Consider the following 26,422-nt stretch of genomic DNA (forward strand, 5'->3'; position numbering starts at 1 on the left):
CTATCAGGCGCAGGTCATCCCCGCCATTCTGGCCGCCTTCACGCTGGTCTACTTAGAAAAGTTCTTCCGCAAGATCTGCCCCGCCGTGGTTTCGATGATCGTGGTGCCCTTCTGCAGCTTGGTGCTGGCTGTCATGGCCGCCCACTTCGTGCTGGGCCCCATCGGCTGGAAGATCGGTTCCGCCATCTCGGCGGTGGTCTACGCGGGCATCTCCGGTTCTTTCCGGGTCGTGTTCGGCGCCATCTTCGGCTTCTTCTATGCCCCGCTGGTCATCACCGGCCTGCACCATATGTCCAACGCCATTGATATGCAGCTGATTGCCGACTTCGGCGGCACCATGCTCTGGCCGATGATCGCCCTGTCCAACATCGCGCAGGGTTCCGCGGTTCTGGGGGTCATCTTCCTGCAGCGCAAAAACGCCCCCGCGCAGGAGGTCAACATCCCCGCCTGCATCTCCTGCTATCTGGGCGTCACCGAGCCCGCCATGTTCGGCGTGAACATGAAGCTCCAGTTCCCCTTCCTCTGCGGCATGATCGGTTCCGCCTTGGCTGCGGTGGTCTGCGTGGCCACCTCTACCACGGCCAACGCCATCGGCGTGGGCGGCCTGCCGGGCATCCTGTCCATCCAACCCGCCTATATGCTCAGCTTTGCCCTCTGCATGGGCATTGCCATCGTGGTGCCCTTTGTGCTGACGGTAGCCGTGGGCAAAAAGAAAGGCATCCAGTAAGGAGGAGTTTCCATGACCAATTTCCACGACAAGGTGGTTTACCAGATCTACCCCAAATCCTTCTATGACGCCGACGGCGACGGGGTGGGGGATCTGCGGGGGGTCACCGCCAAGCTGGACTATCTGGCCGAATTAGGGGTGGATTACCTCTGGCTGACCCCCTTCTTCCCCTCACCCCAGCGGGACAACGGCTACGATGTGGCCGACTATTGCGCGGTGGACCCCCGGTTCGGCACGATGGCCGATCTGGAGCAGCTCATTGCCGAGGCCGGCAAGCGGGGCATGGGCCTGATGCTGGATATGGTGTTCAACCACACCTCCACCCAGCACGAGTGGTTCCAGAAAGCCTTGGCCGGGGACGAAACCTACCAGAACTACTATATCTTTAAAGAGGGCGACCCCGACACGCCCCCCACCAACTGGGTATCCAAGTTTGGGGGCAATGCGTGGCAGTACGTGCCGGAATTGGGCAAGTGGTATCTGCACCTCTTTGATGTGACCCAGGCCGACCTGAACTGGGAGAATCCCGCCGTCCGGGCGGAGCTGGCCAAGGTGCTGCGGTTCTGGAAGGACAAGGGCGTGAAAGGATTCCGCTTCGACGTGGTGAACCTGATCTCCAAGCCGGAAGTATTCGAGAACGACTACGAAGGCGACGGCCGCCGGTTCTACACCGACGGGCGCAACGTCCACCGCTACTTACAGGAATTGGTAGCGGCGGGGGGCATTGACGGCATGGTGACGGTGGGCGAGATGTCCAGCACCACGCTGGAGAACTGCATCGGCTACACCGCCCCCGACCGGCACGAATTGGCGATGTGCTTTAACTTCCATCACCTGAAGGTGGATTACAAGAACGGGGACAAATGGGCGCTGATGCCCCCCGACCGGCAGGCGCTGAAGGACCTCTTTGCCCATTGGCAGGAGGGCATGCAGGCCCACGACGGCTGGAACGCCCTGTTCTGGTGCAACCATGACCAGCCCCGGGCGGTAAGCCGGTTCGGGGACGACGGCCGCTACTGGAAAGAGAGCGCCCAGATGCTGGGCATGGCCACCCATTGCATGCGGGGCACGCCCTACATCTACCAAGGCGAGGAGCTGGGCATGACCAACGCCCACTTCACCGCCATCGACCAGTACCGGGACGTGGAAAGCCTGAACTACTACCAAATCTTGCAGCAGCAAGGCCACACGGCGGCCGAGGCGCTGGAGATCTTGGCGGCCCGCAGCCGGGACAACGGCCGCACCCCCATGCAGTGGGATGACACAGCCCACGCGGGCTTTACCGCCGGCACGCCGTGGATCGGCGTGGTGGATAATTACAAGACCATCAACGCCGCCGCGCAGGTGGAGGACCCGGATTCCCTCTTCCAGTGGTACCGCACCCTCATTGCGCTGCGCAAAGAGTATGAGGTCATCAGCGAGGGCCGCATCGAGATGCTCTTCCGGGACAACGCCGACCTGCTGGCCTACCGCCGCTTTACCGGCCGCGAGGAACTGCTGGTGGTCTGCAACCTCACCGGCCACGACACGGCGCTGACCCTGCCCGAAGGATGGCAGGACGCCCGCCGTCTGCTGGGCAACTACCCCGACGGTCCCCGCACCGCCCTGCAACCCTTCGAGTGCATGGCGCTGTACCGCACCCGATAAAAGATACGGGGGTTTGTGTTCCTTCTTTACAAAGAAGGAACCGAAGAAATTCCAAACAAAAAAACAAGAATGGGCGGCAGCGGAACACCGGAGCCCGCCCGGACCACACCTTACAGGAGGAGCCTTAAACGGCTCCTCCTGTTTTGTTTTTGCCGCGGGGGCCTGTTCCCCCTCTTTTGAGACCCCCGCTATACTTGTAAAAACTGTACCGCCGCCTTGTGTGGGCCGCCGAAACATGGTATAGTGAAGATAACTAGCCGAAAAAGCGCAGATTTTGTCGCTTTTGCCGTAAGGAGGTCCCCCTGATGAAACGTTTGTCTGCTCTGTTTACCCTGCTGGCCTTCTGTCTGATGGTATGTCCCGCGGTCTGGGCGGCCCCCACCACGGCGGCTGCCGCCCCATCCACCACCACGGTGACTACCCCCGCTGCGGCGGCGGTGTCCTATCTGGACGAAAACGGCAAGACCCAAACCTGCCAACAATACACCACCCTGACCGCGGATACCACCCAATGGTCCGACGGCTGGTTCGTGGCTTCCGGGACAGTGACCCTCTCCGGCCGGGTCACCGTGACCGGAGATGTAAAACTCATCCTGACGGACGGCGCCCAACTGGATGTGACGGGCATCACCCTTGCCCCCACCGCCGCCCTGACCCTCTATGCCCAGTCCACCGGCGCCCAGCAGGGCGTCCTGAAAGCCGTCACCGCAGACCCCTCTGCCGCGGCCATCGGCGGCGATAACAGCACCGCCCAAGGCACCCTGACCATCAACGGCGGCGCCATCACCGCCACCAGCGACACCGGCACCGCCCTGACCGGCCAAACCATCACCATCCAAGGCGGCACTGTGACCGCAACGGGCGGCACCGCCGGCGGGGCCATCTACGGCCAGACCGTCACCGTACAGGGCGGCACCGTGACGGCCCACAGCACGGTGGGCGACGACATCCGGGGCACCTTCTCCACCGGCAAGGAGGGCAACGCCCTGCTCTATGTAGATACCATCGAGGATAATCTCGACACCTCCCAGTGGAGCGGCCTCTTTATCGGCACCAGCGTGGCCACCGCCTACGGCAAGGTCACCCTTGCGCAGGACCTGACCCTCACGCAGGCCCTCTGGGTGGACCCGACCGCCGCCCTGACCGTCAACGGCACCCTCACCGCCAAGGGCGCGGTGACCAACAACGGCACCTTGACGGTCAACGGCACGCTGAACGCCCCCGCAGACCTCACCAGCAACGCCGGCACCGTCCTGACGGTAGCCAAGGGCGGCAGCCTGCAGGCGGGCGGCAGCTTCACCAGCGGCGCTTCCTCTACCTTACAGAATAACGGTACCCTCACCGTCAGCGGCACCGCCATGACGGTCTACGGTACCCTGACCAACAACGGCACCCTGACGGTGGACGGCACGCTGGCCAACAGCGCCACCCTGCAAAACAACAACGCGCTGACCGTGACCGGCACCCTGACCAACGCCGCCGCCGCGGCGTTGCAGAACAACGGCACCCTAACGGTGACCGGCACCCTGACCAACAACGCCAACGCCGTGGTGAAAAATGCCGGCACGCTGACCGTAACGGACGGCAAAGTGGAAAACGCCGGCACTCTGGTGGTGAGCGAGGATGGCTCGGCCCTTTTGACGGGCAGCCAGAATGCCGCCGACTGCACCCTGAAAAATACCGGTACCCTGACGGTGGACGGCGCCTTGGAGCTGGACAACGCCACGCTGGACAACGAAAAAGGCACCGCCAACGGCAAGGGCCTTTACATCTTGGCCCACCGCGGGGTCGTCACCCCCAAGGAGCCGCAGGATGTGACGGTAGAGTACCGCATCTTCTTTGAGGCAGGCAAAGGCACGGTGAATCCCACCTCGCTGGTGACCACCGGCAAAAAGATCGCCACCCTGCCGGTGCCCACCCGGAAAGGCTACACCTTTGACGGTTGGTTCACCTCCTCCGACGCCCAAGTGCAGAGCGGCGCCGCCTTCCAAGGTTCGATGACGCTGACGGCCCGGTGGCACAAGACCTCCTCTTCCTCCTCGTCGTCGACGCCCTCCGCCACCGCCACACCGGCCCCCACGGCCACGCCCAGTCCCACCCCGCTGGAGATGCACACCATCCATTTCAACACCAACGGCGGCTATCCGCTGGACGATGTGACCTTTGGGCTGGGCGCCCCGGTAGAGCTGTGGCCCTACGCCCCGGCGCGGCCGGGTTACCTCTTCGCCGGTTGGTACACCGATGAAGCCCTGACCCAGCCGGTAAGCACCCTTGTGCTGGTAAAGGATACCACCCTCTACGCCAAGTGGAACGTGGACCCGACCGCCGCAGCAGCCTCCGCGGCCCAAACGAACAAAGGCGGTTCGGGCAGCGGGACCAAAGCCACGCCCACACCGAGCCCCACAGCCACCCCCACCCCGACGCCCACCGTGACCCCCACCCCGGAACCCACGGCCACGCCGGAGCCTACCGCCCAGCCGGAAGAGCCCGAGGAGGAAAGCTCCTTCCCGGTGGTGCCGGTGGCAGCAGGCGGTGTGCTGCTGGTCATTTTGATCATCGTTCTTGTGGTGGTGATCCGCAAGAAGAGCCAGAGCGACAGCCATTATCATCGCCGTTAAAGCTCCCCCAGGCTAAGAGCAGGGACGCCCCGCCCGGGGCGTCCCTGTTTGCTTTTTGCCCCCCTGCGGTAGGGGATTTTTGAGCGAGTAAGAGGTGTTTTCATGTCCAATCCCCGCTTTCTGTTCCACCTGTCGGTGATCAACGACCCCGATGTGATTGCCGCCGGGGCCGAAAAGCTGCTGGCCCACGGCTGTCAGGTGGAAGCGCTGGGCAGTCATCTGTGGCGTTGCGGCCCCAACCCCGAAGGCTATTGCCGGGCGGCCGTGCTCTACATGCCGCCGGGGCATCCCCTGCCGCCGGGCTGGGTGGCCGGTCCCCGGTGGGATGTACTGCAGCTTTGTTACAGCGCCGACCCCGACGCCCCCCGCCCCACACTGGACCCCGATTTGCAGAACGACTGCCTGCTGCGGTCGCTGCGCTATTCGCTGGTTTGGGTGATCACCGGGGCGGTGCTGGTGGCGCTGCTGCTGGCCAACCGGCTGGTGCTGATGTTGGATGACCTGCTCTACGGTCTGTCCAACGGGTACGAGCTGGCCTTTACCCTGCTGCTGGCCGAAGCCCTTTGCCTTTGCCTGTTTTTGGCGGTGCGGATGCTCCGTCGTATGGCCCATCTGCGGCGAGCCAAAGCCCAAGGGGCGCCGCCGCCCCCGCCGCCCCGGGTCAGCCCGGTGCCGGAGGGGATTTTTCTGGTCCTGTTTGTCCTGACCACAGCGGCGGTGGTCTGGCACCAGCCGCTGCTGGCGGTCCTGCTGCTGACCTTGCTGGCCGCTACCTTGTTGACGCTGCCGCTGCGGCGGCATTTGGTGGCCCGGGGCCGCAGCCAGACCTTTGCCCAAGTGGCGGGCAACCTGTTGGTAACGGCGGCGGTGGTGGCGGTGCTGGCCGGATGGTCGGCGGCCACCCTGCAAGGGTGGGTGGCGCTGCCGGGGTCCACCCTGCCGGTGGGGCAGTACACCCGGAACGGCTACATGGTGTCGGTCTACGACGACCCGCTGCCCCTGACGGTGGAAGCCATGACCGGGGAGCAAGCCCATTGGACCAAACAGCGGACCTACCGCCATTCGGTGTTGGTGCAGTTGGACGAGTACGAACAGCGGGCACTGAACCGCCGGGGGCTGATGCTCCACTACCGGGTGGTGGACACCCCGCTGCCGCCCCTTTATGACCGCTTGAAGCAGTCCCTGCTGGACGCCCACCGGGACCAGACCCAGCCGGACGGCGCGGTGTTTTTGGACTCCTACCATCCCACCGACCCCACCCCGTGGGGGGCCGACGCGGTGTATCGTCTGTCGTGGGGCAGCGGCCCGCTGGACAACTATCTGGTCTGCTGGCCGGGCCGTATGGTAGAGATCGCCTTCTCTTGGTCCCCCACCACCGCCCAGATCCGCACGACCGCCCAAGCGCTGCGGCCCCAATAAACGCCAACAGGCGTCCCCCTACGGGGACGCCTGCTTTTTTATGTAACTTGTCTGTTGCTGTACCGCCGCCCCGCCAGCGGCAGCAGCACCACCAGATAGAGGGTCTGCACGGCCAGCCGGTAGAACGGGGCAAGCACCGCCCGGTCCCCGGGCAGCACCAGCAGGGTGTTTTCGGAAAATTCTCCGGCGCTGGTCAAAAAGGGCAGCGTCTGGAACAGCGGGTCCCACACAGGCCCCACCACCCCGGAAGAAAGCAGCACCCGCAGGGCCACCAGAAAGGCCAGCACCCCCACCAACGCAGGGAACTCGCTGCGAAATGCCGCCGACAGCGCCGCCGTAAGGGCGGTGGCCGCCCAGCAGGAGATCAACCCGCCCAACAGCAGCAAGGCCTCAGTCTGGCCCAGCGTCAGGGGCACCGCGCAGAACAGGTTTTCGATCTGCAGGCTGGCCCCCAGCCCCCGCACGCCAAAGGCCCCCAGTTGGATGCCCACAAAAAGGGCCATCGCCCCGGCAAAGGCCGCCCCGGTAAAGAGCAGTGCTGCCGCCACCTTGGCGGCGGCCAGCTTGGCCCGGCCATAGCGGGCGCAGTGGCTCAACGCATACACGCCGGTGCGCACCTCCCCGGCAAAAAGGGGCACCACCGCCGCGCAGAGCAGCAGCCCCACCAGCAGCATGACGCTGTTCAGTAATAGCAGCATCTGGTAATGCCCCGGCACCCAGTCGTAGATAAAGGGCTTTTCCACCTTGGCTTCCAGCGCGGTCAGGGCGGCGCGCTGGGCTTCGGGCAGGTCGGCCCAGCGGTCGGCTAGCTGTTCGGCGCGCCGGTCATAGAACCCCGCCAGCGTTTCGGCAGACAGGGCGGTCATCCGGGCGGGCCAGTCCTGCCCCGTGTACACCCCAGCCTCCCGAAAGAGGGGTTCCGCTATCCGCAAAATATCCCCCTGCACCAGCGTGTCCATACTCTGGTCCCCGCCTTGGGCCAGCGCCTCCCGGCAATCGGTCTGGGCGGCCAGCAGAGTCTCGGGGGTCAGGGGTCCGCTCCACGCCCCGGCGTCCCGGGTCATCTGGCGGATCAGCCCCGCCGCCTCCAGCGTGGGGGCTTCCACCTGCGTGCCAAAGCCGTAGTTGGCAAAGGCCATGGGCAGCGCCAGCAGCAGTACTCCCCCCCACCGCAGCCGCCAGTACCCACCGGGTCAGCCGCCGCTTGATGATCTTTTTCAGTTCCCAGCCAATCAGTGTCATGGCCGTCGCCTCCTTTCAGCGCATCTGCCGCCGCAGATAGGCCCACCCGGCCAGCGGCAGCCCCACCAATAGATAGAAGGGCTGGGCGGTCAGTTGCAGGACCGGGGACCAGACCCGCAGCCCCGCCAGATGGTAAAGGTTCTGGCGGAACAGCTCATAGTAATCCCCGCCGGTGGGCAGCAGGGCCACCCATTGCTGGATCGTCCAAGGCAGCAAGCCGCCAAACATCGGCAGCCCCACCAACAGGGCGGCCACCCCCACCATGGCGGCAAAATTGGTGCGGAACACCGCCGACAGCGCCGCCGTAATGGCCACGGTGCCAAAGCAGCAGGCCAGCCCAAAGAGCAGGCCGTAGCCTTCGCAGTCCCGCAGGGTCAGGGGGGCGGTAGCTAGGGGCCGGATGAGCTGGATGGGACAGTCCAGCCCCCGGGTACCGAAGAACCACCGCTGCAAGACCAGCACCACCCCGCTGCTGACCGCCCACACGGCGGCAGCCACCGTCAGGGCGGCGGCCAGCTTGGCCCCCACCAGCTTGCCCCGGCCATGGCGGGCACAGTGGCTCAAGCCGAACACCCCGCTCTGGACTTCGCCGCTGAACAGGGGCGTCAAGGCGATGGCCAAGAGCAGGCAGACCCCCAGTTGGATGTCCTTGAGCACCTCCAGCACCGAGAACTGCCCCCATACCAGTCATAGACAAAGGGCGTTTCCACCGCCGCCTCCTGGGCTTCAAAGAGGGCCCGGTCGGCGGGGTCGGGGTACTGGTCTTCCAGCCAGCGGCCCACAGCGGCATGGCGGTCGGCGTAGTAGCTTTCCAGCCGCCGGGGGTCCAGTTCCTCCAGCGTATCTTCGCCATAGACCGAACCGGCGATGCTGTCCAGCGTGCTGCTCACCCAAAGCAGCGGCCGCATGACCCGGACCCATGCCTCGAAGTTCAGCTCTCCGTCGGCGTTGCGGTTGGCGGGGTCTTGGTAAAAGGCGCAGATCTGCTGTTGGGCCATGACCAGCTTTTCTTCGGTCAGGGGGCCTTGCCACGACTGGGCCCATGCCAGTTGGTTGGCGATCTCCTCAGGGCCGGCGATCAGCGGCATCGTTTCGCTGACCTTGTAGCGCTGGTTCACAAAAACGTTGACGAGCATTCCCGCCGCCGACCAGACCACCACCAGCAGCAGCGCCAGCCGGGCGGACCGCCGCTTGAGGATCTTTTGCAGTTCCCAGCCAAATAGCGTCATGGTTTCCCCTCCTCGTCGGCAAAGTGCCAGAGATAGACATCCTCCAGCGTGGGGACGGCGGGCCGGGCCCCTGCCGGCGGGGCGGCGGTGACGAGCCGCAGCTCCACCTCTTCGCCGCCGATGTGGTGGAGGTTCGCCACCGTGTAGACCGATTCCAGCTTGGCGGCGGTGGCGGTATCGGTGCGCAGCGTCCAGACCTTGCCCGCGGCGGTGTCGGCCAGTTGGGCCACCGTGCCTGCCTCCTCGATGCGGCCCGCCTTCATCAGCAAAATGGTATCGGCGATGGCCTCCACGTCGGAGACAATATGGGTGGAGAGCAGCACCGTGCGGCCCTTGGCATAGTCGGCGATAAGGTTGCGGAACCGCACCCGTTCCCGGGGGTCCAGCCCCGCGGTGGGTTCGTCCAAAATCAGGATCTGGGGGTCGTTGAGCATCGCTTGGGCAATGCCCAGCCGCTGGCGCATGCCGCCGGAATAGGCCCGCAACTTTTTGCGGCCGGCGTCCTCCAGCCCCACCTGCCGCAGCAATGCCTCGGTGCGGCGGGCGGTCTCGGCCCGGGAAAGGCCTTTCAGCGCCGCGATGTAGCGCAGAAATTCCGGTCCCGTAAAGTCGGGGTAGCAGCCGAAATCTTGGGGCAGATACCCCAGCAGCGCCCGGTAGCTTTCCCCCAGCCGGGTGATGTCGGTGCCGCCCCACCGGACGGTACCTTCGGTGGGGGCCAAGATACCGCAGAGCATCCGCATCAGGGTGGTTTTGCCCGCCCCGTTGGCCCCCAGCAGGCCATAGACGCCGCTGCCCAAGGTCAGCGTCACGTCCCGGACGGCGGCAAACTCGTGGTAGCGCTTGGTCAGATGTTCGATCTGTAAGGTCTGCATGGCAGTTCCTCCCTTTTTATAGACAAGTACGGGGTCCGGTGCGGGTCAGCCGATGGGTCTGCCGCACCAGCGCCGCCAGCGACACCGCCAGCGCCCCGGCCCAAAGGGGCTGATGCTGGGGCGCATAGAGGCTGTGCTGGAAAGGCGACAGGGGCAGCAGCAGGACCAGCCACGCGCCCCCTACCACCCCCAGCGCCGCCCGGCTGAAGGCCGCCGGGCGCAGATACCGCAGCAGCGCCACGCAGAGGGCGCTGACCCCGCAGAAGGGCGTCAGGCAGTAGAGCAGCACCACCCACAGTTGGGTGCGGGTAGCGGCGGCGCCCACCGCCGCCACCACCGCCAGCAGCACCCCGTCGCACAGGCCAAAGACCAGCAGCCGGGCGGCGGTGATGCGGGGCAGGCTGTACCGGGTGGCCAGTTCCAGTTCCACCATCCCCTGATGGTAGACCCGGCTTAGGTCCTGCACGTTGGCCACCAGCAGCAGCGGCGCTGCGGCGGCACACAGGGCGTACCGACGCAGCAGCGGCAGGGCCTCGCTGTGGCCCACCAGCGCCAGCACCCCGGCCAGCAGCGCAAATTGCAGCACCCACATCCGCTTGCGGATGAACCCCGCCTGCCGCCACACAAAGGTCCAGCCGCCGGGGGCGGCAGGGGGCAGGGTGCGCAGCAGCGTCACGGTGCGCTGGGCGGCCCCGGGGTCGGGCGGGGGCGGCGGGTCTTGGCGCAGCAGCGCCGACCAAGATTCCTTCCCGGTGTTGGGTGTCATGGCAACTCCTCCTTCAGCAATTCCTGCAGCCGGCGCTTGGCGCGGTACAGGCGGTACCGCACGGTGGGCACCGTGGTGTGGGTGATGGCGGCAATTTCGGCGGCGGTAAAGCCCTGCTCGTAGTAGAGCAGCACGGTGTTGCGCTGGGCAAAGGGCAGCGCCGCCAGCGCAGCCCGTACCGTCAGGGCGGTGTCCCGGTCGGGGGGCGGCGCGCCGGGGTCCCGCTGGGCGGGGGGCAGTTCCTCCAGCGCCACCGGCTTTTTGCGGCGGCACCAGTCCTTGCAAAGGTTGCCGGCGATGGTGTACAGGTAGTTCAGCTCCCGTCCGTCGTGGATATACCGGTCCCGGTGCTGCCAAAACCGCAAAAAGGTGGTCTGGGTCAGGTCCTGCGCCAGTTCCCGCTGGCCCACATGCCGCCAGCAATAGCCATAGATCTCGTCATAGTGCGCCAATACCAGCGCTTCCAGTTGTTCCTGCCCCATCGTTTCACCACCGTTCTCTCTGTATAACGGATGACCCGTCCCAAACGGAGCATCCGCCGCCAAAATTGTACCACAAAAAAGCCCCCGCCGGGGCGGGGGCAGAAAACCCATATAAAAGCGTCTGCGCCGGCGGACATGTGCCGACCGGCGCAGATACATACAGGGAAATTGGACGGCAAATTGTCTGCGGAACGGTTTCCCTTTTGGCAGCCTGCTTAGATCAGCCCAGCCAACTGGGGCAGGCCCAAGCTGATGACCGGCACATAGGTGACGAGCAGCAAGCCCGCCAGAATGGCCACGTAGTACATCAGCATATAGGGCATGACCTTGGACAGGCTGGTGCGGCCCACCTTGATGGCCACGAAGAGGGTGTTGCCCACCGGCGGGGTGATGTTGCCGATGCAGAGGTTGTACACCAGAATCAGACCGAACTGGACGGGGTCCATACCGAAGGTCTTGACGATGGGCAGGAACAGCGGGGTAAAGATGAGGATGGCGGGGGTCACGTCCATGAAGGTACCCGCGATGAGCAGGATGATGTTCATGATGAGCAGGATGATAACGGGGTTCTGGGTAACGCCCAGCAGCACCTCCGAGATCGCCTGCGGGATCTGGGTAAAGGCCATGACCCAGCCCAGAATGTTGGACACGCCGATCAGGAAGACCACCATGCCGCTCATCTTGGCGCTTTCCACCACGATGTTCCAGAAGGATTTGAGGGTGATGTTGCGGTAGCAGATGCCGAGGATGAGGGCATAGACCACCGCGATGGCGGAGCCTTCGGTGGCGGTAAAGACGCCGCCCACGATGCCGCCAATGACCACCACGATCAAGGACAGGGCGGGCAGGGCCGCCAGCGTGGCGCGGCCGAGGTTTTTCCAGTCAAACTTGCCGGGGGTGCCTTTGTAGCCCTTCTTTTTGGCGATGATGACCGCCACTACCATACAGGCGACGGCCCAGATGATGCCGGGCACATAGCCGGCCAGAAAGAGGGCGGCCACCGAGGTACCGCCTGCGGCCAGCGAGTAGGTGATGAGGGCGTTGGACGGGGGGATCAGCAGACCGGAAGGGGCCGACGCGCCGTTGGTAGCGGCGCAGAGGGCCTCGTCATAGCCCTGTTCCTTTTCGCCTTCCTCCACCATGCTGCCCACGGCAGCGGCAGCGGCGGACGCGGAACCGGAGATGGCGCCGAAGAGGGCGTTGGCGCCCACGTTGGTGACCAGCAGGGCGCCGGGCATCTTGCCCAGAATGGCCATGACGAAGTCCACCAGACGTTTGGCGATGCCGCCCTGATTCATCAGGTTACCGGCCAGAATAAAGAAGGGAATGGCGGTCAGGCTGAACTTGCTCATGCCCACGAAGATGCGCTGGGCGCCGGTGACCACCGACACATCCAGCGGCACGGTCTGCAGAATGGCGATCAGCGACGAAATGCCGATGGAATAGGAGATGGGTACCCCGGCGATGAGCAGCACCGCCAGCACCACCACGATGATGAGTAACGATTGGATGGCCATGGATTACGCCGCCTCCTTTCCGTCTTGGGTGCCGCCCTTGCAGATATCCACAATGTTCAGCACGGTGTAGACCATGTTCAGCACGCCGCACAGCGGCATGACGATGTAGAAGATGCCCACCTGTACGCCCAGCGAGGAGGTCATCTGGCCCATGGCCAGTTGGGTGATCTCGACGCCGCCGTAGACCAGAATAATAGCCGAGAAGGCGAAGGCCACCAGTTCCCCAAAGATGTTCAGCACCTTTTGCAGGGCGGGGCTGCATTTTTCCACCAAGATGGGGATATTCATATGGCCCCGTTCCCCGGTGACCAGCGAAGCACCCAGCAGGCTGGCCCAGGCAAAGAGGTAGGAAACGAGTTCCTCCGACCAGGAGGAGGGGTTTTGCAGCACATAGCGGGTAAAGACCTGCCAGCAGGTCAGCACCACCATGGCGATAAAGCTGACGCCCGCCAAAACATTCAGGGCGTGGGTCAGCGCGTTGCGAACGGCTTTCATCTGCGGCACCTCCCTTTAGGATTCCGTGGACGGATACTGGGCGTTGTACGCCTGAATGGCCTCATAGATGGGGGCCAAGTCGGGGTACTTTTGCAGCATCTCGTCGTGCATGGGGGCGCAGGCCTCTTGGAACGGCTTGGTGTCGGGGTAGAGGAACTGCACGCCCTGCTCGTTGGCGGCGCGGTCTTTGGCTGCCTCCACAGCGGTCTCCCACTCGGAGCGCTGCACCTCGTTGACCAGTTGGAAGCCCTCCTCAAAGATGGCCCGTTCCTCGTCGCTCAGCCCGTCCAGGAAGGCCACGTTGCCGATCAGGATGTCGGGGATCATCTGGTGCATGTCGTAGGAGTAGTACTTGCAGACATCACCGTGGCCGTTGTCGGTCAGGGCCAGCTCGTTGTTCTCGGCGCCGTCGATGATCTTGGACTGCAGCGCCGTGTAGACATCACCAAAGCCCATGGGGGTGGCGGAACCGCCCAGCAGGTTCATCATCTCCACGTTGGTGGGGGACTGCTGGACGCGGATCTTCAAGCCTTTCAGGTCCGCCGGGGTGTTGATGGGGGTGTTGACCGTATAGAAGTTGCGGGTGCCGGCATCCAGCCAAGTGACGGCCTCGAAGCCGGCCTGCTTGGTGGAGCTGAAAATCGGTCCCGTGATGTTCTCGTCGTCCATGGCGGCATGGTACGCCTCGCTGGACGCAAAGAGGTACGGCAGGTTGAACAGGGTGTAGTTGTCGCTGAAAGTTTCCAGCAGCGAGTTGGACGCCACACAGAAGTTGATGGCGCCGGTCTGGGTCAGTTGGACCATCTCGTTCTGGGAGCCCAACAGCTCGCTGGGGAAGACCTCCACGTCATACTTGTCGCCCAGTTTGCTCTCGATAAATTCTTCAAACGCCACCAGCGCAATGTGGGTGGGATGGTTGGTGGACTGGTTGTGGCCAATGCGGATGATCTGCCGTCCGTCGGACGCAGCGCTGCCGCATCCGCCCAACGTGCCCAGCATCAGGACCGATGCCAGAGCCAGCGCCATCCTGCGGAATGTACGTTTCATAGGTTTGCCCTTCTTTCTCCAAAGCGTGTTACAGCGGGGGTGCTACAACCTCCTTCGTTTTCCGGGGTGCTCGCCGCGGCGCATCCCGGTCTGGACCCGGGCATCGCCCGGGAAATCCCGTTAGGACATAACAACACCTTAACACAAAATTCATATAATTGTAAAGCCGTAGAATGGCCAAAAAAGGCGGCCATTCTACGGCGCTTTTTGGCGCTTTTTCAAGAAAAAATCGTCTGGCTCCCTCTTTTTTTGCCGGTTCCCCAACCCGGTCTGGGGGCCAAAGTCCCCCGTTTTGGGGCAACACGCCCCCGTTTCCTTTTCCCCAAAACGGGGATGGTTCGGTGCGCTGTTCACCGAACGCTGCCTCCTCTTTTCTTGCGCGCCGCTGCGGCAAAGCCGCCGAAAAGTATACGATAGGAAGCGTCCGATTGTCAACCTTTGGCGCCCCGTCCGCCCCCACCGCCGCCCAGGGCTTGGGGGCAGACGGCCTTGCGGGCGGGGCGGGGGCATGGTATAGTAGAAGGCAAACAGAAACAAGGAGCGAGGAACGATGCGCAGAAAGGACCGGGAGATCACCGATTTTGCCGCCATGTTGGCGATTGTAAAGGAATGCGGGTGTTGCCGGCTGGGGATGGTGCTGGACGGCGGGGCCTACATTGTGCCGATGAATTTCGGCTATGAACTGGAGGACGGCGCCTTGGTGCTCTATTTCCACGGCGCGCAGGAAGAGCAGAAAGTGTCGTTGCTGCGCGAGCAGCCCGCCGCCAGCTTTGAGATGGATACCGGGCATCGGCTGGTGCCGGGGGCCAAGGCGGACGACTACACCTACGCCTACCGCAGCGTGATGGGCCGTGGCACGGTGGAGTTTTTGCAGGACGACGCGGCCAAGCTCCATGGCTTGAACCGGATCATGGACCACTATACCCGCCGGGACGACTGGACGGTGGAACCACCCATGCTCCATGCCACGGCGGTCTATCGCCTCCGGGTCCACACCTGGACCGCCAAGGAACATATCGTCCCCTAACCTTTGTTCCTTCTTTGCAAAGAAGGAACCGAAGAAATTCCAATCCTATCCCCCTTAAAAGGGCGGCGACGGAAAAATCCACACCGCCCGAAGCACACTACTCTACGGCAAAACTTCTTTGCAAAGAAGGAACCGAAGAAATTCCAATCTTATCCCCCTTAAAAGGGCGGCGGCGGGAAAACCCACACCGCCCGAAGCACGCTACCCTGCGGCGAATCTTCTTTGCAAAGAAGGAACCGAAGAAGTTCCCATCTTATCCCCCTTAAAAGGGCGACAGCGGGAAAATCTACGCCACGCAGGATGGCTCCCTGCCGGGTCTCTCTCTTTTAAAAAGGAAGGCTGTCCTCCAAACGATTTGCGTCTCGCGCTGACACCCGAGGCGCTTTTTTCGGGTTTCTTCCTGCAAAAGCCAATATTTATGCATAGGATTGTATTTTCTTTCAAACCGGAGTGTGGTATAATGGGCCCTCTCTCCGGCAGCACGGCGCCGGGGTGAGAGGGAAAGTTCAAAAAAGGAGTGTATATTCATGACGACTGCCCAAGTGTTGATCCTGCTGGCCATCGTAGTGTATCTGCTGTTCATGTTGTGGATCGGCTGGATCTGTTCCAAGAAGAATGAGTCTGTGGACGATTTCTATCTGGGAGGGCGCAAGCTGGGGCCCTTTGTCACCGCCATGAGTGCCGAGGCCAGCGACATGTCCTCTTGGCTGCTGATGGGCCTGCCCGGCGTGGCCTACCTGACCGGTTTGGCCGAAGCCAGTTGGACTGCCATCGGTCTGGTGGTGGGGACCTACTTAAACTGGCTCATTGTGGCCAAGCGCATTCGCCGCTACTCCCACCGGTTGGACGCCATCACAGTCCCGCAGTTTTTCTCCAAGCGTTGGGGGGATGACCGCCGCCTGCTGTCCGCCATTGCGGCACTGGTCATCATCATCTTCTTTATCCCCTACACAGCCTCCGGCTTTTCGGCCTGCGGCAAGCTGTTCTCCACCTTGTTCGGCGTGGATTACCTCACAGCCATGCTGCTTTCAGCGGCGGTCATCGTGCTCTATACCGTTATGGGCGGCTTTCTGGCGGCATCCTTCACCGACCTGATCCAGTCCATCATCATGACGGTGGCGCTGGTGGTGGTGCTGGCCTTCGGCGTGACACAGGCCGGCGGCGTGGCGGCTGTGGCGGAAAACGCCCGCTCCCTCACCGACTATCTCTCGGTGTTCCGCATCCACGACCCCGCCACCGGCGGCTCCCATCCGTACAGCCTGCTGACCATCTGTTCCCTGCTGGCCTGAGGGCTGGGCTATTTCGGCATGCCCCACATTTTGGTCCGCTTTATGGCCATTGAGGAGGAAAAGAAGCTGAAGCTCTCCCGCCGGGTGGCCTCCTCGTGGGTAGTTATCTCGATGGGGGTCGCCATCACCATTGGGTTGGTGGGCAACGCCATGACCAGCGCCGGGGCGCTGGAACAGCTTGCCGACTCCGAGACCATCATCGTGCGGATCGCCAGCCTGATCAGCCAATTCGGCGTGCTGCCGGCCCTGCTGGCCGGTGTGATTCTGGCGGGTATTCTGGCCGCCACCATGTCCACCGCCGACAGCCAGCTTCTGGCCGCCTCTTCCTCGATCTCGCAGGATCTGGGCAATGATTTTCTGCGGTGCGATTTCAGCGGCAAACGGGGCATGCTCGTAGCCCGCACCGTCATGCTCGGCATTTCCCTGATCGCGGCCTTCCCCTCGCCCGTGACCCCGACAGCTCGGTGTTCCGGGTAGTATCCTTTGCGTGGGCAGGCTTCGGCGCCGCTTTGCAGCAGCAGTTCCCCCGCGTCCAGCGCCATCCCCAACCGCCGGCCCCAGACCGGGTCTTGTGGGTCATATTCCGCCCCTTCTTGGGGCGATGCATAGCATTCCGCCATTTGGCATCCGACCTTTTTGTTTGGGTTAAGTCTAACATACCCGCGCCAGTTACTCGTGTCAATAGCTTTTTTCTATTTTGTTTCGCAATTCTTTCTCCGTTTTGTCCGCCGGTTTTTCCTTGCGGGAAACCATCGCTTCCTTTCCGATTTTCTCGCCCCTTTTCCCCCGGACCGTTTGGCGGGCAGAAATTTTGTTTGCTCCACCCGGCAAAACCCGCTATACTGGAACCAAAACCCGGGCAAGAGCCAACCGGAGGGGGATTCATGAAGATTTTGCTGTTGGAGGATGACGCCGCCATTGCTGCGGCGCTGGCGTCCTTTTTGACCGAAAAGGGGTGCGAGGTCACCTGCTGCCCCACCCTTTCTCAGGCGCGGGACCGGTTGGAAGCCGCCCTGCCCGATGTGGCCGTGCTGGACTGGAACCTGCCCGACGGGGACGGGGTCGCCCTCTGCCAGACGCTGCGGCAGCGCTGGCCCCGGCTGCCCCTTTTGCTGCTGACGGTGCGCAGCGACACCCGGGACATTTTGACCGGCTTTGCCTGCGGCGCCGACGATTATGTGACCAAACCCTTTGACCGGGAGGTACTGTATTCCCGCTTGCTGGCCCTGTGGCGGCGCAGCCGCCCCGACGCGGGGACGGTGTTGTCCTGCGGCGGCATCCGGCTGGACCCAGCCCGGCAGGCCGTCACCTATCAGGGCACGCCGGTGGCGCTGGCGCCGCTGGAATACCACCTGCTCTGCCTGCTTTTGCAAAACAAGGGCCGCACGGTGACCCGGCAGCAGTTGCTGGCCTCCCTCTGGGACCAAAACGGCCACTTTGTCAATGACAACACCCTCACCGTGACGATGAAGCGGCTGCGGGAAAAACTGGGCCGCCCCGCCTGCCTGAAAACGGTGCGCAGCTTTGGCTACCGATTGGAGGAACCCCAACCATGAATCGCTCTTTTTTGCGCCGGATGGCCGTTCCGGCGGTTTGCCTGCTGGCGGTTTCCGCCGCCGCTGCGCTGCTGGCGTTCTGGTCCGCGTCCCGGCAGCTAGCCCTGCTGGACAGTTTTTGCACAGCCCTCATCGCCCGCGCCCCCGACAGTGCCGACACGGTCTGCGCGCTGGTCAAGGAAGGCGCCTTTGCCGCCCAACCGGCGCCGGGGATTTTGACGGAACTGGGCTACCGCCCCCGGGATTTTGCCGCCGGGACCGGCTGGCTGTACGGGGCAGCCGGGGTCGGTCTGGCGGTGGGAGCCGCCCTGTTGGCGGGGGGCGTTGTGCTGTCCCGCCGGGCTGCTGCCCGGCAGCAGCGGGAACTGATCCGCCTGCTGGAAGCCGCCCGCACCGGCCAGCCCCTGCCGCTGCTTGCCCCCAACGGCCTAGCCGAGGGCAGCTACGCCCGTCTGGCCGACGAGATCCAGAAGACCGTCACCGAGCTGGCCCTGACCCGGGAGGCCGCGGTCGATGCCCGGGACCGGTTTGCCCAAAACCTTGCCAACATTGCCCACCAGCTAAAAACGCCCCTCACCGCCCTATCGCTGGCGGCCCAAAACACCGGGGAAGAGGCCAGCCGTTCCATGGCCGCCCCGCTGGCCCGGCTCACCGGGTTGGAGGAATCGCTGCTGTTGCTGGCCCGGCTGGACACCGGCGCCCTGCCCCTGTGCCCCCAGCCCTCCGACCTGTACACCCTGCTGATGCTGGCGGCGGACAACCTGCAGCCCCTGACCGACGCCGCCGGGGTGACGCTGGACATCCCGGAGCTGGCGCCCATCCCGCTGCGCTGCGACCCCGACTGGACGATGGAAGCGCTGATGAACCTGCTGAAAAACTGTGTGGAGCACACCCCCGCGGGCAGCGCGGTGCGGTGTGTATGCCGGCGCAACGCCCTTTACACCGAGGTCCTTTTTCAGGACGCGGGGTGCGGGTTTTCCCCAAACGATTTGGACCATCTGTTTGAGCGGTTTTACCGCGGGGACCACGCCGGGCCGGACAGCACCGGGCTGGGGCTGGCCATTGCCAAAGAATTGCTGGTCCGGCAAAACGCGGTGGTCCATGCCGAAAACGCCCCCGGTGGCGGCGGGCAGTTTGTGGTGCGGTTTTACGGGTGACTGTCACCGGGATGTCACCTTGGGATGGTAAAATAGCTGCCAAAGGAGGAGATCCCATGGAACTGCTGCACTGTACCGCCCTAAAAAAAGTCTACGGCAAGGGGGAAGCCGCCGTCTGTGCCTTGGACGGCATCGACCTGACGGTGCCCCGGGGGGAGTTTTTGGCCGTGGTGGGGGCTTCCGGCTCTGGCAAATCCACCCTGCTGCACCTGTTGGCCGGGGTGGACAAGCCCACCGCCGGGCAGGTGTGTATTGACGGGGTGGACGTGGGGACGCTGAACCCCACCCAAGCCGCCCTGTTTCGCCGCCGCAAAGTAGGGTTGGTTTACCAGTTTTTCAACCTCATCCCCACTCTGTCGGTGGAGAAAAACATCGCCCTGCCCCTGCTGTTGGACAAGCGGACCCCCGACCCCGCCTTTTTGGAGGAGCTTCTCCGCACGCTGGGCCTGACGGAAAAACGCCGCGCCCTGCCGGGGCAGCTTTCCGGCGGGCAGCAGCAGCGGGTGGCCATTGCCCGGGCCCTGTGCGCCCGGCCCGCCCTGCTGCTGGCGGACGAACCCACCGGCAATCTGGACCGAAAAAACAGCGCCGAGATCCTCGACCTGCTGACGCTCTGCCACCGGAATTGGGGGCAGACCATCCTGTTGGTGACCCACGACGACACGCTGGCGGCCCAAGCGGACCGGGTCATCACCCTGAGCGACGGGCGGATCGTCAGCGACCGCCCACGGGGGTAAGGACGATGTGGAAAGATTTTTCCCGCAGTGACTTGGCCCATACCCCTGCCGCCGTGCGCACCATGAGGCTGGCGGCACTGGCCGCCGCCTTTTTTCTGGCGCTGCTCTGCGGTTTGTTCTACAATGCCTGGACCTACGAGGTCGACCGCATCCTGCGGGAGGAAGGCAGTTGGCAGGCCCGGCTGACCCTGTCCGGCGAGGAACAGGCCGCCGCGTTGGAAACGCTGGAACAGTTTGCCCAAGTGGACACCATCACCTGCAACGAGGCCCTGTCCGGGCCGGAAACAAAGGTGGTGGAGCTGACCTTCCGGGACAAAGGAACGGTCTACGACACGGTGGCGCGCATCCGGGACCGGCTGGGGCTGGCCGAAGACCAGATCCAGACCCACGACACTCTGCTGTCCCGTTACCTTGTCACCGACCCCCGCGACCCCGACCCGCCTTTGCTGCTGCCCTTCCTGCTGGGGGTGTGGGCGGTCATGGCGCTGGCGCTGGTCCTGCTGCTGCGCAACGCCTTTGAGATCACCATGCAGGCCCGGCTGCACCGGCTGGGCATTCTGGCCAGTGTGGGGGCCACGCCCCGCCAACTGCGGCTCTGCCTTTTGCAGGAGGCTGCCGCCGTGGCGCTGCTTCCGTTGGCGGCAGGCACCCTGTTGGGCTTTGCCGCCTGCGCCGGGGTCTCGGCGGCGGTCAACCGGGCCGCGGCGGGCCTGCCCGGCCGCCAGCCGGCGGTGTTCACCCTTCATCCGGCGGTGGTTCTGGCCGCCCTGCTCTCCGCCTTGGTCACCGTTCTGCTTTCCGCTTGGCTGCCCGCCCGACGGCTCTGCCGCATCCCGCCGCTGGAAGCCCTGCGGGGCACCCTCCGGCAGGAGGCCCCCCACCGTGCCAAGCCATCCCTGACCACTTGGCTGCTGGGGCGGTGCTTCGGCATCCGGGGCGAACTGGCGGGCAACGCCCTCTCTGCCCAGAAAAAGGCTTTGCGCATCGCCCACAGTTCCCTGCTGCTCTCCTTTATGGGGTTCACCGCCATGCTCTGCTTTTTCACCCTCTCGGGCATCAGCACCCAGATGACCTACTTTGCGCGGTATCAGGATGCTTGGGACGTGATGGCCACCCTGCCGGACACCCAGCTTTCGGAGTTTTCCCACACCGAGGAGTTGGCCGCCCTGCCCGGGGTGGAGAACTGCGTGGTCTATGAAAAGCGGCAGGCCGCCGTGCTGCTGCCCGCCGACGCCCAAAGTTCGGCCCTGCAAGGGCTGTGCGGGCTGGGGGCCTTGGCCGGGGAGGACGCCACCGCCGCCGAGGGCGGCTGGCTGGTGGACGCCCCTCTGGTGATTCTGGATGACGCCAGTTTTCTCCGCTTCTGTGAGGAGGCGGGCCTTTCCCCCTCGCTGGACGGCGGTGTGCTGCTCAACCGGGTGTGGGACAGCCTGCACAGCAATTTCCGCAGCCGGCAGTATCTGCCCTTTGTGCAGCCCGACACCGCCGCCCTGACCCTGATCGATGGGGAGGGCGCCGTTCTGGGGGAGCTGCCGCTGGTGGGGCTGACCGACACCCCGCCCGCTCTGCGGGAGGGATATGACGCCTACACGCTGGTTTTGTTCTGGCCCCAAAGTCTGTGGGAGCGCTGGCCGCAGGCAAGCCGTCTGGCCGCGCCCGCCCAAGGCCCGGAAGTGCTGGTCCGCCTGCTGGGGCGGGAAGGCATCTCGCAGGCGGAGTGCGAAGCCTTGCAGGGGGAAGTTTCCGCCCTGCTGGAACAAGCCGACTATGCCTGCACGGTGGAGAACCGGCTGACCGAGCGGGCCGTCAACGACCAGATGATCCAAGGGGCCGAGGCCATTTTGGGGGCGTTCTGTCTGTTGCTGGCCGCCATCGGGCTGGCCAACGTCTTTTTGAACACGCTGGGCTTTGTGACCCAGCGCCGCCGGGAGTTTGCCCGGTATCTTTCCTTGGGCATGACCCCCCGGGAGCTACGCAGCCTCTTTTGGATGGAGGGGGCGGTGCTGGCCCTGCGGCCGCTGGTCATCACCCTGCCCCTCACCGCCGGGATGGTCGCCCTGATGCTGCGGGCCAGTTATCTGGACCCGGCGCTCTTTCTGGCCCAAGCGCCGGTGGTGCCCGTCGGGCTGTTTGCACTGGGCATCCTGCTCTTTGTGGCGCTGGCGTACGCGCTGGGGGCCCGCAAGGTGCTTTCCACCGACTTGGCCGAGATCTTAAAGGATGACAGCTTGCTGTAACGTCCCTGTTTGCCCAAAAGGCCCGCCTTTCGGCGGGCCTTTTGTCTGTTTCTTTATGGGCGGAACACCTCTCGCCGGTCCACCAGTTCCTGCAGCTCGTTCACAAAGCGGCTCAGGTGGAAGCCATCGCACACCCCGTGGTGTACCTGTACGGCCAGCGGCATCCGATAGCGTTGGTTTTCCTCGTAGTATTTGCCCATGGTAAAGATGGGGAGCAGGTAGTCATATCCCTTTTGCAGGTTCAGGTTGAACCCCGCGAAGGAGACCCACGGCACCATGGACACCGGGAAGGTGTTGGCCGGGGTGCCCGGTTTGCCTTCCATCTTCTGGATATGGCCGTACTGCTCCAGATCTTGCCGGTACGCCTGCCGGAAGGCGGCAAAGTCGGGGTGGTACTCGGTCCACAGGTTGGAGAAGGTCTGGCTTTCGGGATGGAACACCGTATAGCTGGGCATCATCTCAGAGAATACCCCCAGTTTTCCCTCGGGGTCGAAGGCGGTGCGGAACTCGCTGTGCCGGTTCACCAGCGTGGTCAGGGCGTACAGCATGGCGGGGTAGAGCTGGATGTGTTCCTCCACCAAGGGGGTGATGTCCAGCTTGACGCTCATGCTGTATGTGCAGGGCACCGCGAAACAATAGTGGTCAAAGTATTCTTTTCGGGGCCAGTTCTGCCGGTCGATGATCTGAAATTCCATAGAAACACCTGCTTTTTGTTGTGGTTGCAGGGCTATTATAGCATGCCCCCGCGTCCCTGAAAAGCCGCCGCCGGGGCGGCAGACGATTTCTTTTGGTTGCGTTGTACAGGCAACGGTTTTCTGCCGGGAATTGGTTTATACTAGGCAATAAGGAAATCTTCCTCCCCTCCCTCTTACGAAAGGATGTACACAATGGATCTGGAAAATCGAGCCTTTTTAAAACTTCGTCCCGTACAGGACACCAAGCTCACCCAACTGGTGCAGCCCCTGCTGCAGCCGCAAGAGCAGATCTTGCAGCAGTACCAAGGCATCCGGGACGGGGTGGTCTTTACCGACCGGCGTCTGCTTGCGGTGAACACCCAGGGCGTCACCGGCAAGAAAAAGATGTACGCGGTGCTGCCTTACAGCCGCATTCAGGCCTATGCGCTGGAATCGGCGGGGGTGCTGGACTTTGACAGCGAGATGAAGCTGTGGTTTTCGGGTCTGGGCTGCGTCACGCTGGAGTTTTTGGCCGGGTCGGACCTGTTCGCCCTCAGTCATTTGATGGATCAAGCAATTTTACGGTGAGCCGCACAACGCGGCAGAAAAGGAGAAGTTTCATGGTTATGTATTTTTGGGAGCGCAGCGCCTCGGTTTGGATCGCGCTGCTGTATATGGTAATGGGCGGGCTGCTGCTGGCATTCCCCGCCGCCACCAGCACGGTGTTTGTCTGGGCGCTGGCCGGGGGTGCCGCCGCCTACGGTCTTAGCCACCTGCTGCGGTATCTGCAAACACGCAAAAACGGCGCCGCATCCCCTGCGGACCTCTTCCTGACGGTGCTGCCGCTGGCCTTCGCAGTCTTTGCTCTGGTCTGGCCCCAGACGCTGTTGTCCTTCCTGCCGCTGGTGCTGGGTTCGCTGCTGCTGATGGACGGCGTGGGCAAACTGCCCCTGACCGTTGCGGCTTTGCGCAGCCACACCCCCGACACCACCGCGCTGCTCCTCTCCAGCCTGATTCCGCTGGTGCTGGGCATCCTCATCGTGGTAAACCCCTTCCAGACCGTTCAGTTGGTGGTCCGCATCTTTGGGCTGGGCCTCATCGCAGACGGCGTGGCAGACTTTGCCACCGTACTCACCGCCCGCCGGACCCGGTAACCCCGGCGTCAAGACCCGCTGCTCCTCCGGGAGCGGCGGGTCTTTTTTTGTGCCGCGGGGCGTCCGTTGGCTGGACAACCGCTTTCCAAGGCCATACAGCGTATACTGTGTACACAGGGCGAGGAAAGACCCGCCCTCCACAGAAAGGAATTCTCCTATGAACAAAACCATTACAGGCACCCAAATCCCCGCCGCCAACGAAGCGATCTTAGCGGCGCTGCGCAAAGTACACAGCATCGCCTCCCCCGCCTCCACCGCACCGGAGGACCTAAAACGGCAGCGGCTGGGGCAGGAGGCACTGGGCCGACTGCTGACGCCGCCCATCGGCTTCAGCTGGGAGCCTTTCACCGTCGAAGGCATTCCGGCGGCTTGGGTCCGGCCGGAAGGCGGCCATGACCGCAGCAAAATGATCCTGTACTGCCATGGCGGCGGCTACACCAGCGGCACCCTTGGGTACGCCCGGCTGTTGGCCTCCCGCATGGCGCTGGCCACCGGGTATGAGGTACTGGCATTCCAGTACCGGTTGGCGCCGGAGCACCCCTACCCCGAAGCGTTGGAAGACGCACGCCTGATCTGGGAGCACCTGATGTTCCTGGGCTGGGGCGCCAGAGAGATCATCCTGGCCGGCGATTCCGCCGGCGGCAATCTGGCATTGGAACTGGCACTGGACCTGCGGGATGCAGGCCGGATGGTACCCAACCGGCTGGTCCTGTTTTCGCCCTGGACCGACATGACGGCCTCGGGGGAAAGCTACGAAACCTGCCGGGACCAGGACCCGCTGCTGACCCGGGAATACATCGAAGCCGTGCGGGACGCCTACGCGCCCGGTGCGGACTGGGCACAGGCAGCTTACTCCCCCTTGTTTGCGGACCTGCGTGGACTGCCGCCCACGCTGATACAGGTCGGCGGACGAGAGATCCTGCGGGACGATTCTACCCGTTTGTACGAAGCTTTGCAGGCCGCGGGGGTTCCCGCCCTGCTGCAAATCTGGCCGGACATGTGGCATGTATTCCAGATGTTCCCGCTGAAAGCCGCAGAGGAAGCCATGGACCAAATGGCCCGCTATCTGGAACTGCTGCGCTGACCATCCGGTGTTCCCCGTCCCGGCCGGGATAAACGGCCCTTGGGCGGGGGATGCCGCCCGTAAGAAACACACAAAACAGAACAAGGAACACGCCCGCTGTTGTTGACGGCACATCTGGTGATGCATCGGTTCTTACAAGCACGACACAGTGGGGTGTATCCATGACGATTCTGGTAGTGGCGGCGCTGGCCGCCGTTCTCTTCTGGAGCTGGCGGACCGGTTCGGACGGTGTCCGGGCCGGCCTTGGCTGGTACGAACTGTTCTTCCTCTTTGTCAGCAGCGCCTTTTTGGGCGACCTTTTTGAAACCGTCTTTGTCTTTCTGCGCACCGGGGTGCTGATGAGCCGCAGCAGCCTGCTGTATGGTCCCTTAAGTCTGGTCTGGGGGCTGGGCGCCGTGCTGATGACGCTGGTGCTCACCCCGCTGGCCCGCCGGGGCACCCCAGCCCTCTTTGCCGGGGGCGTGGTATTGGGCGGCGGGTTCGAGTATATGGCCAGTTGGGTGCTGGAAAAAACCACCGGACGGCTGTTCTGGGACTACTCCCAAATGCCCTTCAATCTGGACGGACGCACCAACCTGCTCTTCGCGCTGTTCTGGGGGGCGGCGGGGGTGTTCTGGGTCCGGCTGGCCGCCCCGGTCTTGCTGGGGTGGCTGGGGCGGGTGCCCCGCCGCACCGGGCAGGCGCTGGCCATGACGGCCGCGCTGCTGCTGACCGCCGATATGAGCCTTTCCGCCGCGGCGCTGCTGCGGATGGAAGAGCGCACCCGGGGGCTGACGGCCTCCAACCGGGTGGAACAGGTGCTGGACACCTGATACACCGACGACCTGCTGGCCCACCGCTACCGCAACATGCAGTTGCCGGGCCAGACCCTAGTCTTTTAAACCGCCACATTGCCGGCGCCCTGCGCCCCCAAAACCGGGAGGGTATCCCATGAAAAAACTTGGCTTCGTTCTTTTCCCCGCCATCTCGTTGAGCGTGGGCCTGTTGGCAGGGTATCTCACCCGGACTTCGCTGGCCACCGTCTACCCCTTGCTGGAAAAATCCTTCCTTACACCCCCGGGGTGGGTGTTCCCGCTGGTCTGGACCGTTCTCTACCTGCTCATGGGGTTGGGCATGGCGCTGGTCGCCGCCAAAAGCGGCGCGGAACTGCCCCAGTCCCTCCTTCTCTGGGCCATCCAGCTAGCGCTGAACTTCTGCTGGAGCCTGCTGTTCTTCAACAGCGGCGCCTACCTTTCGGCGCTGCTCTGTCTGGTGGTGCTGTGGGTCCTGATTCTGGCCATGGCCGGGTCCTTCGCCTCGGTCAGCCGGTTGGCGGGCCGGCTGCAGATCCCCTACCTGCTGTGGGTCGCCTTTGCCGGCTACCTGAACGCGGCGGTCTGGGTGCTGAACTGGTAAAATCTGCAACTTCGTTGTCCAGCCCACCGAAATCTCCCCCCAAACCCT

At 63.8% G+C, this 26,422-nt stretch carries 24 protein-coding genes and 1 pseudogene; 15 read left to right on the top strand and 10 right to left on the bottom strand.

Features of this window, described 5'->3' with window-relative positions; genetic code table 11:
• From Q0526_RS17035 to Q0526_RS17050, 4 genes are all read left to right on the top strand, one after another.
• Positions 1 to 727: PTS transporter subunit EIIC (locus Q0526_RS17035; RefSeq protein ID WP_298736286.1), on the top strand; the 727-nt coding region annotated here is incomplete at its 5' end.
• Positions 728 to 739: 12 nt separating this feature from the next.
• On the top strand, positions 740 to 2,374 hold the full coding sequence (treC, locus tag Q0526_RS17040) for an alpha,alpha-phosphotrehalase (RefSeq protein ID WP_298736288.1): 1,635 nt from the start codon (positions 740 to 742) through the stop codon (positions 2,372 to 2,374).
• Between the two features lie 305 nt (positions 2,375 to 2,679).
• Positions 2,680 to 4,992 carry an InlB B-repeat-containing protein gene (locus Q0526_RS17045; RefSeq protein WP_298736290.1) on the top strand — a complete coding sequence of 771 codons (2,313 nt, stop codon included), beginning with the start codon at positions 2,680 to 2,682 and terminating at the stop codon, positions 4,990 to 4,992.
• 102 nt (positions 4,993 to 5,094) lie between these two features.
• The gene (locus Q0526_RS17050; protein ID WP_298736292.1) at positions 5,095 to 6,411 is read left to right on the top strand and encodes a hypothetical protein; all 1,317 of its coding nucleotides are present in this window, start codon (positions 5,095 to 5,097) and stop codon (positions 6,409 to 6,411) included.
• A gap of 38 nt (positions 6,412 to 6,449) precedes the next feature.
• Here Q0526_RS17050 and Q0526_RS17055 read toward each other — a convergent pair whose 3' ends face one another.
• From Q0526_RS17055 to Q0526_RS17095, 9 genes are all read right to left on the bottom strand, one after another.
• Positions 6,450 to 7,550 carry a hypothetical protein gene (locus Q0526_RS17055; protein WP_298736294.1) on the bottom strand — a complete coding sequence of 367 codons (1,101 nt, stop codon included), beginning with the start codon at positions 7,548 to 7,550 and terminating at the stop codon, positions 6,450 to 6,452.
• A 118-nt stretch (positions 7,551 to 7,668) separates the two neighbouring features.
• Entirely contained in the window at positions 7,669 to 8,319 is a 651-nt protein-coding gene (locus tag Q0526_RS17060) for a hypothetical protein (protein ID WP_298736296.1), read from the bottom strand.
• A complete protein-coding gene (locus Q0526_RS17065; protein WP_298736298.1) occupies positions 8,259 to 8,882 on the bottom strand; it encodes a hypothetical protein in 624 nt (207 codons plus the stop codon). Before Q0526_RS17065 ends, Q0526_RS17060 begins: the two co-directional genes overlap by 61 nt.
• Complete coding sequence (locus Q0526_RS17070) at positions 8,879 to 9,757, bottom strand: ABC transporter ATP-binding protein (protein WP_298736301.1); 879 nt, start codon at positions 9,755 to 9,757, stop codon at positions 8,879 to 8,881. The genes Q0526_RS17065 and Q0526_RS17070 overlap by 4 nt, the downstream gene beginning before the upstream one ends.
• Positions 9,758 to 9,773: 16 nt before the next feature.
• Positions 9,774 to 10,523, bottom strand: a complete 750-nt coding sequence (locus Q0526_RS17075) for a hypothetical protein (protein ID WP_298736303.1) — start codon at positions 10,521 to 10,523, stop codon at positions 9,774 to 9,776.
• Entirely contained in the window at positions 10,520 to 11,005 is a 486-nt protein-coding gene (locus tag Q0526_RS17080; protein ID WP_298736305.1) for a sigma-70 family RNA polymerase sigma factor, read from the bottom strand. The genes Q0526_RS17075 and Q0526_RS17080 overlap by 4 nt, the downstream gene beginning before the upstream one ends.
• 215 nt (positions 11,006 to 11,220) lie before the next feature.
• Entirely contained in the window at positions 11,221 to 12,522 is a 1,302-nt protein-coding gene (locus tag Q0526_RS17085; RefSeq protein WP_298736307.1) for a TRAP transporter large permease, read from the bottom strand.
• A 3-nt stretch (positions 12,523 to 12,525) separates the two neighbouring features.
• Positions 12,526 to 13,017 carry a TRAP transporter small permease gene (locus Q0526_RS17090; protein ID WP_298736309.1) on the bottom strand — a complete coding sequence of 164 codons (492 nt, stop codon included), beginning with the start codon at positions 13,015 to 13,017 and terminating at the stop codon, positions 12,526 to 12,528.
• 15 nt (positions 13,018 to 13,032) lie between these two features.
• Positions 13,033 to 14,064 (bottom strand): TRAP transporter substrate-binding protein, encoded by a 1,032-nt coding sequence (locus Q0526_RS17095; RefSeq protein WP_298736311.1) that lies wholly within the window; start codon positions 14,062 to 14,064, stop codon positions 13,033 to 13,035.
• 550 nt (positions 14,065 to 14,614) lie between these two features.
• Between Q0526_RS17095 and Q0526_RS17100 the strand changes: the two genes are divergently transcribed.
• From Q0526_RS17100 to Q0526_RS17125, 6 genes and pseudogenes are all read left to right on the top strand, one after another.
• Positions 14,615 to 15,091: a pyridoxamine 5'-phosphate oxidase family protein gene (locus tag Q0526_RS17100; protein ID WP_298736313.1), complete on the top strand. Its 477-nt coding sequence runs from the start codon at positions 14,615 to 14,617 to the stop codon at positions 15,089 to 15,091.
• A 527-nt stretch (positions 15,092 to 15,618) separates the two neighbouring features.
• Positions 15,619 to 16,889 (top strand): annotated as a pseudogene (locus Q0526_RS17105) (sodium/proline symporter); the annotation flags it as partial.
• Positions 16,890 to 17,264: 375 nt separating this feature from the next.
• Positions 17,265 to 17,936 (top strand): response regulator transcription factor, encoded by a 672-nt coding sequence (locus tag Q0526_RS17110; protein ID WP_298736372.1) that lies wholly within the window; start codon positions 17,265 to 17,267, stop codon positions 17,934 to 17,936.
• Positions 17,933 to 19,093 carry a HAMP domain-containing sensor histidine kinase gene (locus tag Q0526_RS17115; RefSeq protein ID WP_298736314.1) on the top strand — a complete coding sequence of 387 codons (1,161 nt, stop codon included), beginning with the start codon at positions 17,933 to 17,935 and terminating at the stop codon, positions 19,091 to 19,093. Before Q0526_RS17110 ends, Q0526_RS17115 begins: the two co-directional genes overlap by 4 nt.
• A 56-nt stretch (positions 19,094 to 19,149) precedes the next feature.
• Entirely contained in the window at positions 19,150 to 19,830 is a 681-nt protein-coding gene (locus Q0526_RS17120) for an ABC transporter ATP-binding protein (protein WP_298736315.1), read from the top strand.
• A gap of 5 nt (positions 19,831 to 19,835) precedes the next feature.
• The gene (locus Q0526_RS17125; RefSeq protein WP_298736316.1) at positions 19,836 to 22,067 is read left to right on the top strand and encodes an ABC transporter permease; all 2,232 of its coding nucleotides are present in this window, start codon (positions 19,836 to 19,838) and stop codon (positions 22,065 to 22,067) included.
• A 53-nt stretch (positions 22,068 to 22,120) separates the two neighbouring features.
• Here the strand turns inward: Q0526_RS17125 and catA are convergent, their stop codons facing one another.
• Positions 22,121 to 22,762 (bottom strand): type A chloramphenicol O-acetyltransferase, encoded by a 642-nt coding sequence (gene catA / locus Q0526_RS17130; protein WP_298736318.1) that lies wholly within the window; start codon positions 22,760 to 22,762, stop codon positions 22,121 to 22,123.
• A gap of 192 nt (positions 22,763 to 22,954) precedes the next feature.
• Between catA and Q0526_RS17135 the strand changes: the two genes are divergently transcribed.
• The 5 genes from Q0526_RS17135 to Q0526_RS17155 all read left to right on the top strand — a co-directional run bounded on the left by Q0526_RS17135 (position 22,955) and on the right by Q0526_RS17155 (position 26,374).
• Complete coding sequence (locus Q0526_RS17135; protein ID WP_298736321.1) at positions 22,955 to 23,329, top strand: PH domain-containing protein; 375 nt, start codon at positions 22,955 to 22,957, stop codon at positions 23,327 to 23,329.
• A gap of 32 nt (positions 23,330 to 23,361) precedes the next feature.
• Complete coding sequence (locus tag Q0526_RS17140; RefSeq protein WP_298736324.1) at positions 23,362 to 23,895, top strand: DUF308 domain-containing protein; 534 nt, start codon at positions 23,362 to 23,364, stop codon at positions 23,893 to 23,895.
• Between the two features lie 157 nt (positions 23,896 to 24,052).
• Complete coding sequence (locus tag Q0526_RS17145) at positions 24,053 to 24,979, top strand: alpha/beta hydrolase (RefSeq protein ID WP_298736326.1); 927 nt, start codon at positions 24,053 to 24,055, stop codon at positions 24,977 to 24,979.
• 161 nt (positions 24,980 to 25,140) lie between these two features.
• Complete coding sequence (locus tag Q0526_RS17150) at positions 25,141 to 25,791, top strand: putative ABC transporter permease (protein WP_298736329.1); 651 nt, start codon at positions 25,141 to 25,143, stop codon at positions 25,789 to 25,791.
• A 118-nt stretch (positions 25,792 to 25,909) separates the two neighbouring features.
• Positions 25,910 to 26,374: a TspO/MBR family protein gene (locus Q0526_RS17155; RefSeq protein ID WP_298736332.1), complete on the top strand. Its 465-nt coding sequence runs from the start codon at positions 25,910 to 25,912 to the stop codon at positions 26,372 to 26,374.
• Positions 26,375 to 26,422 lie beyond the last annotated feature (48 nt).

This window comes from uncultured Subdoligranulum sp. (assembly GCF_937890665.1).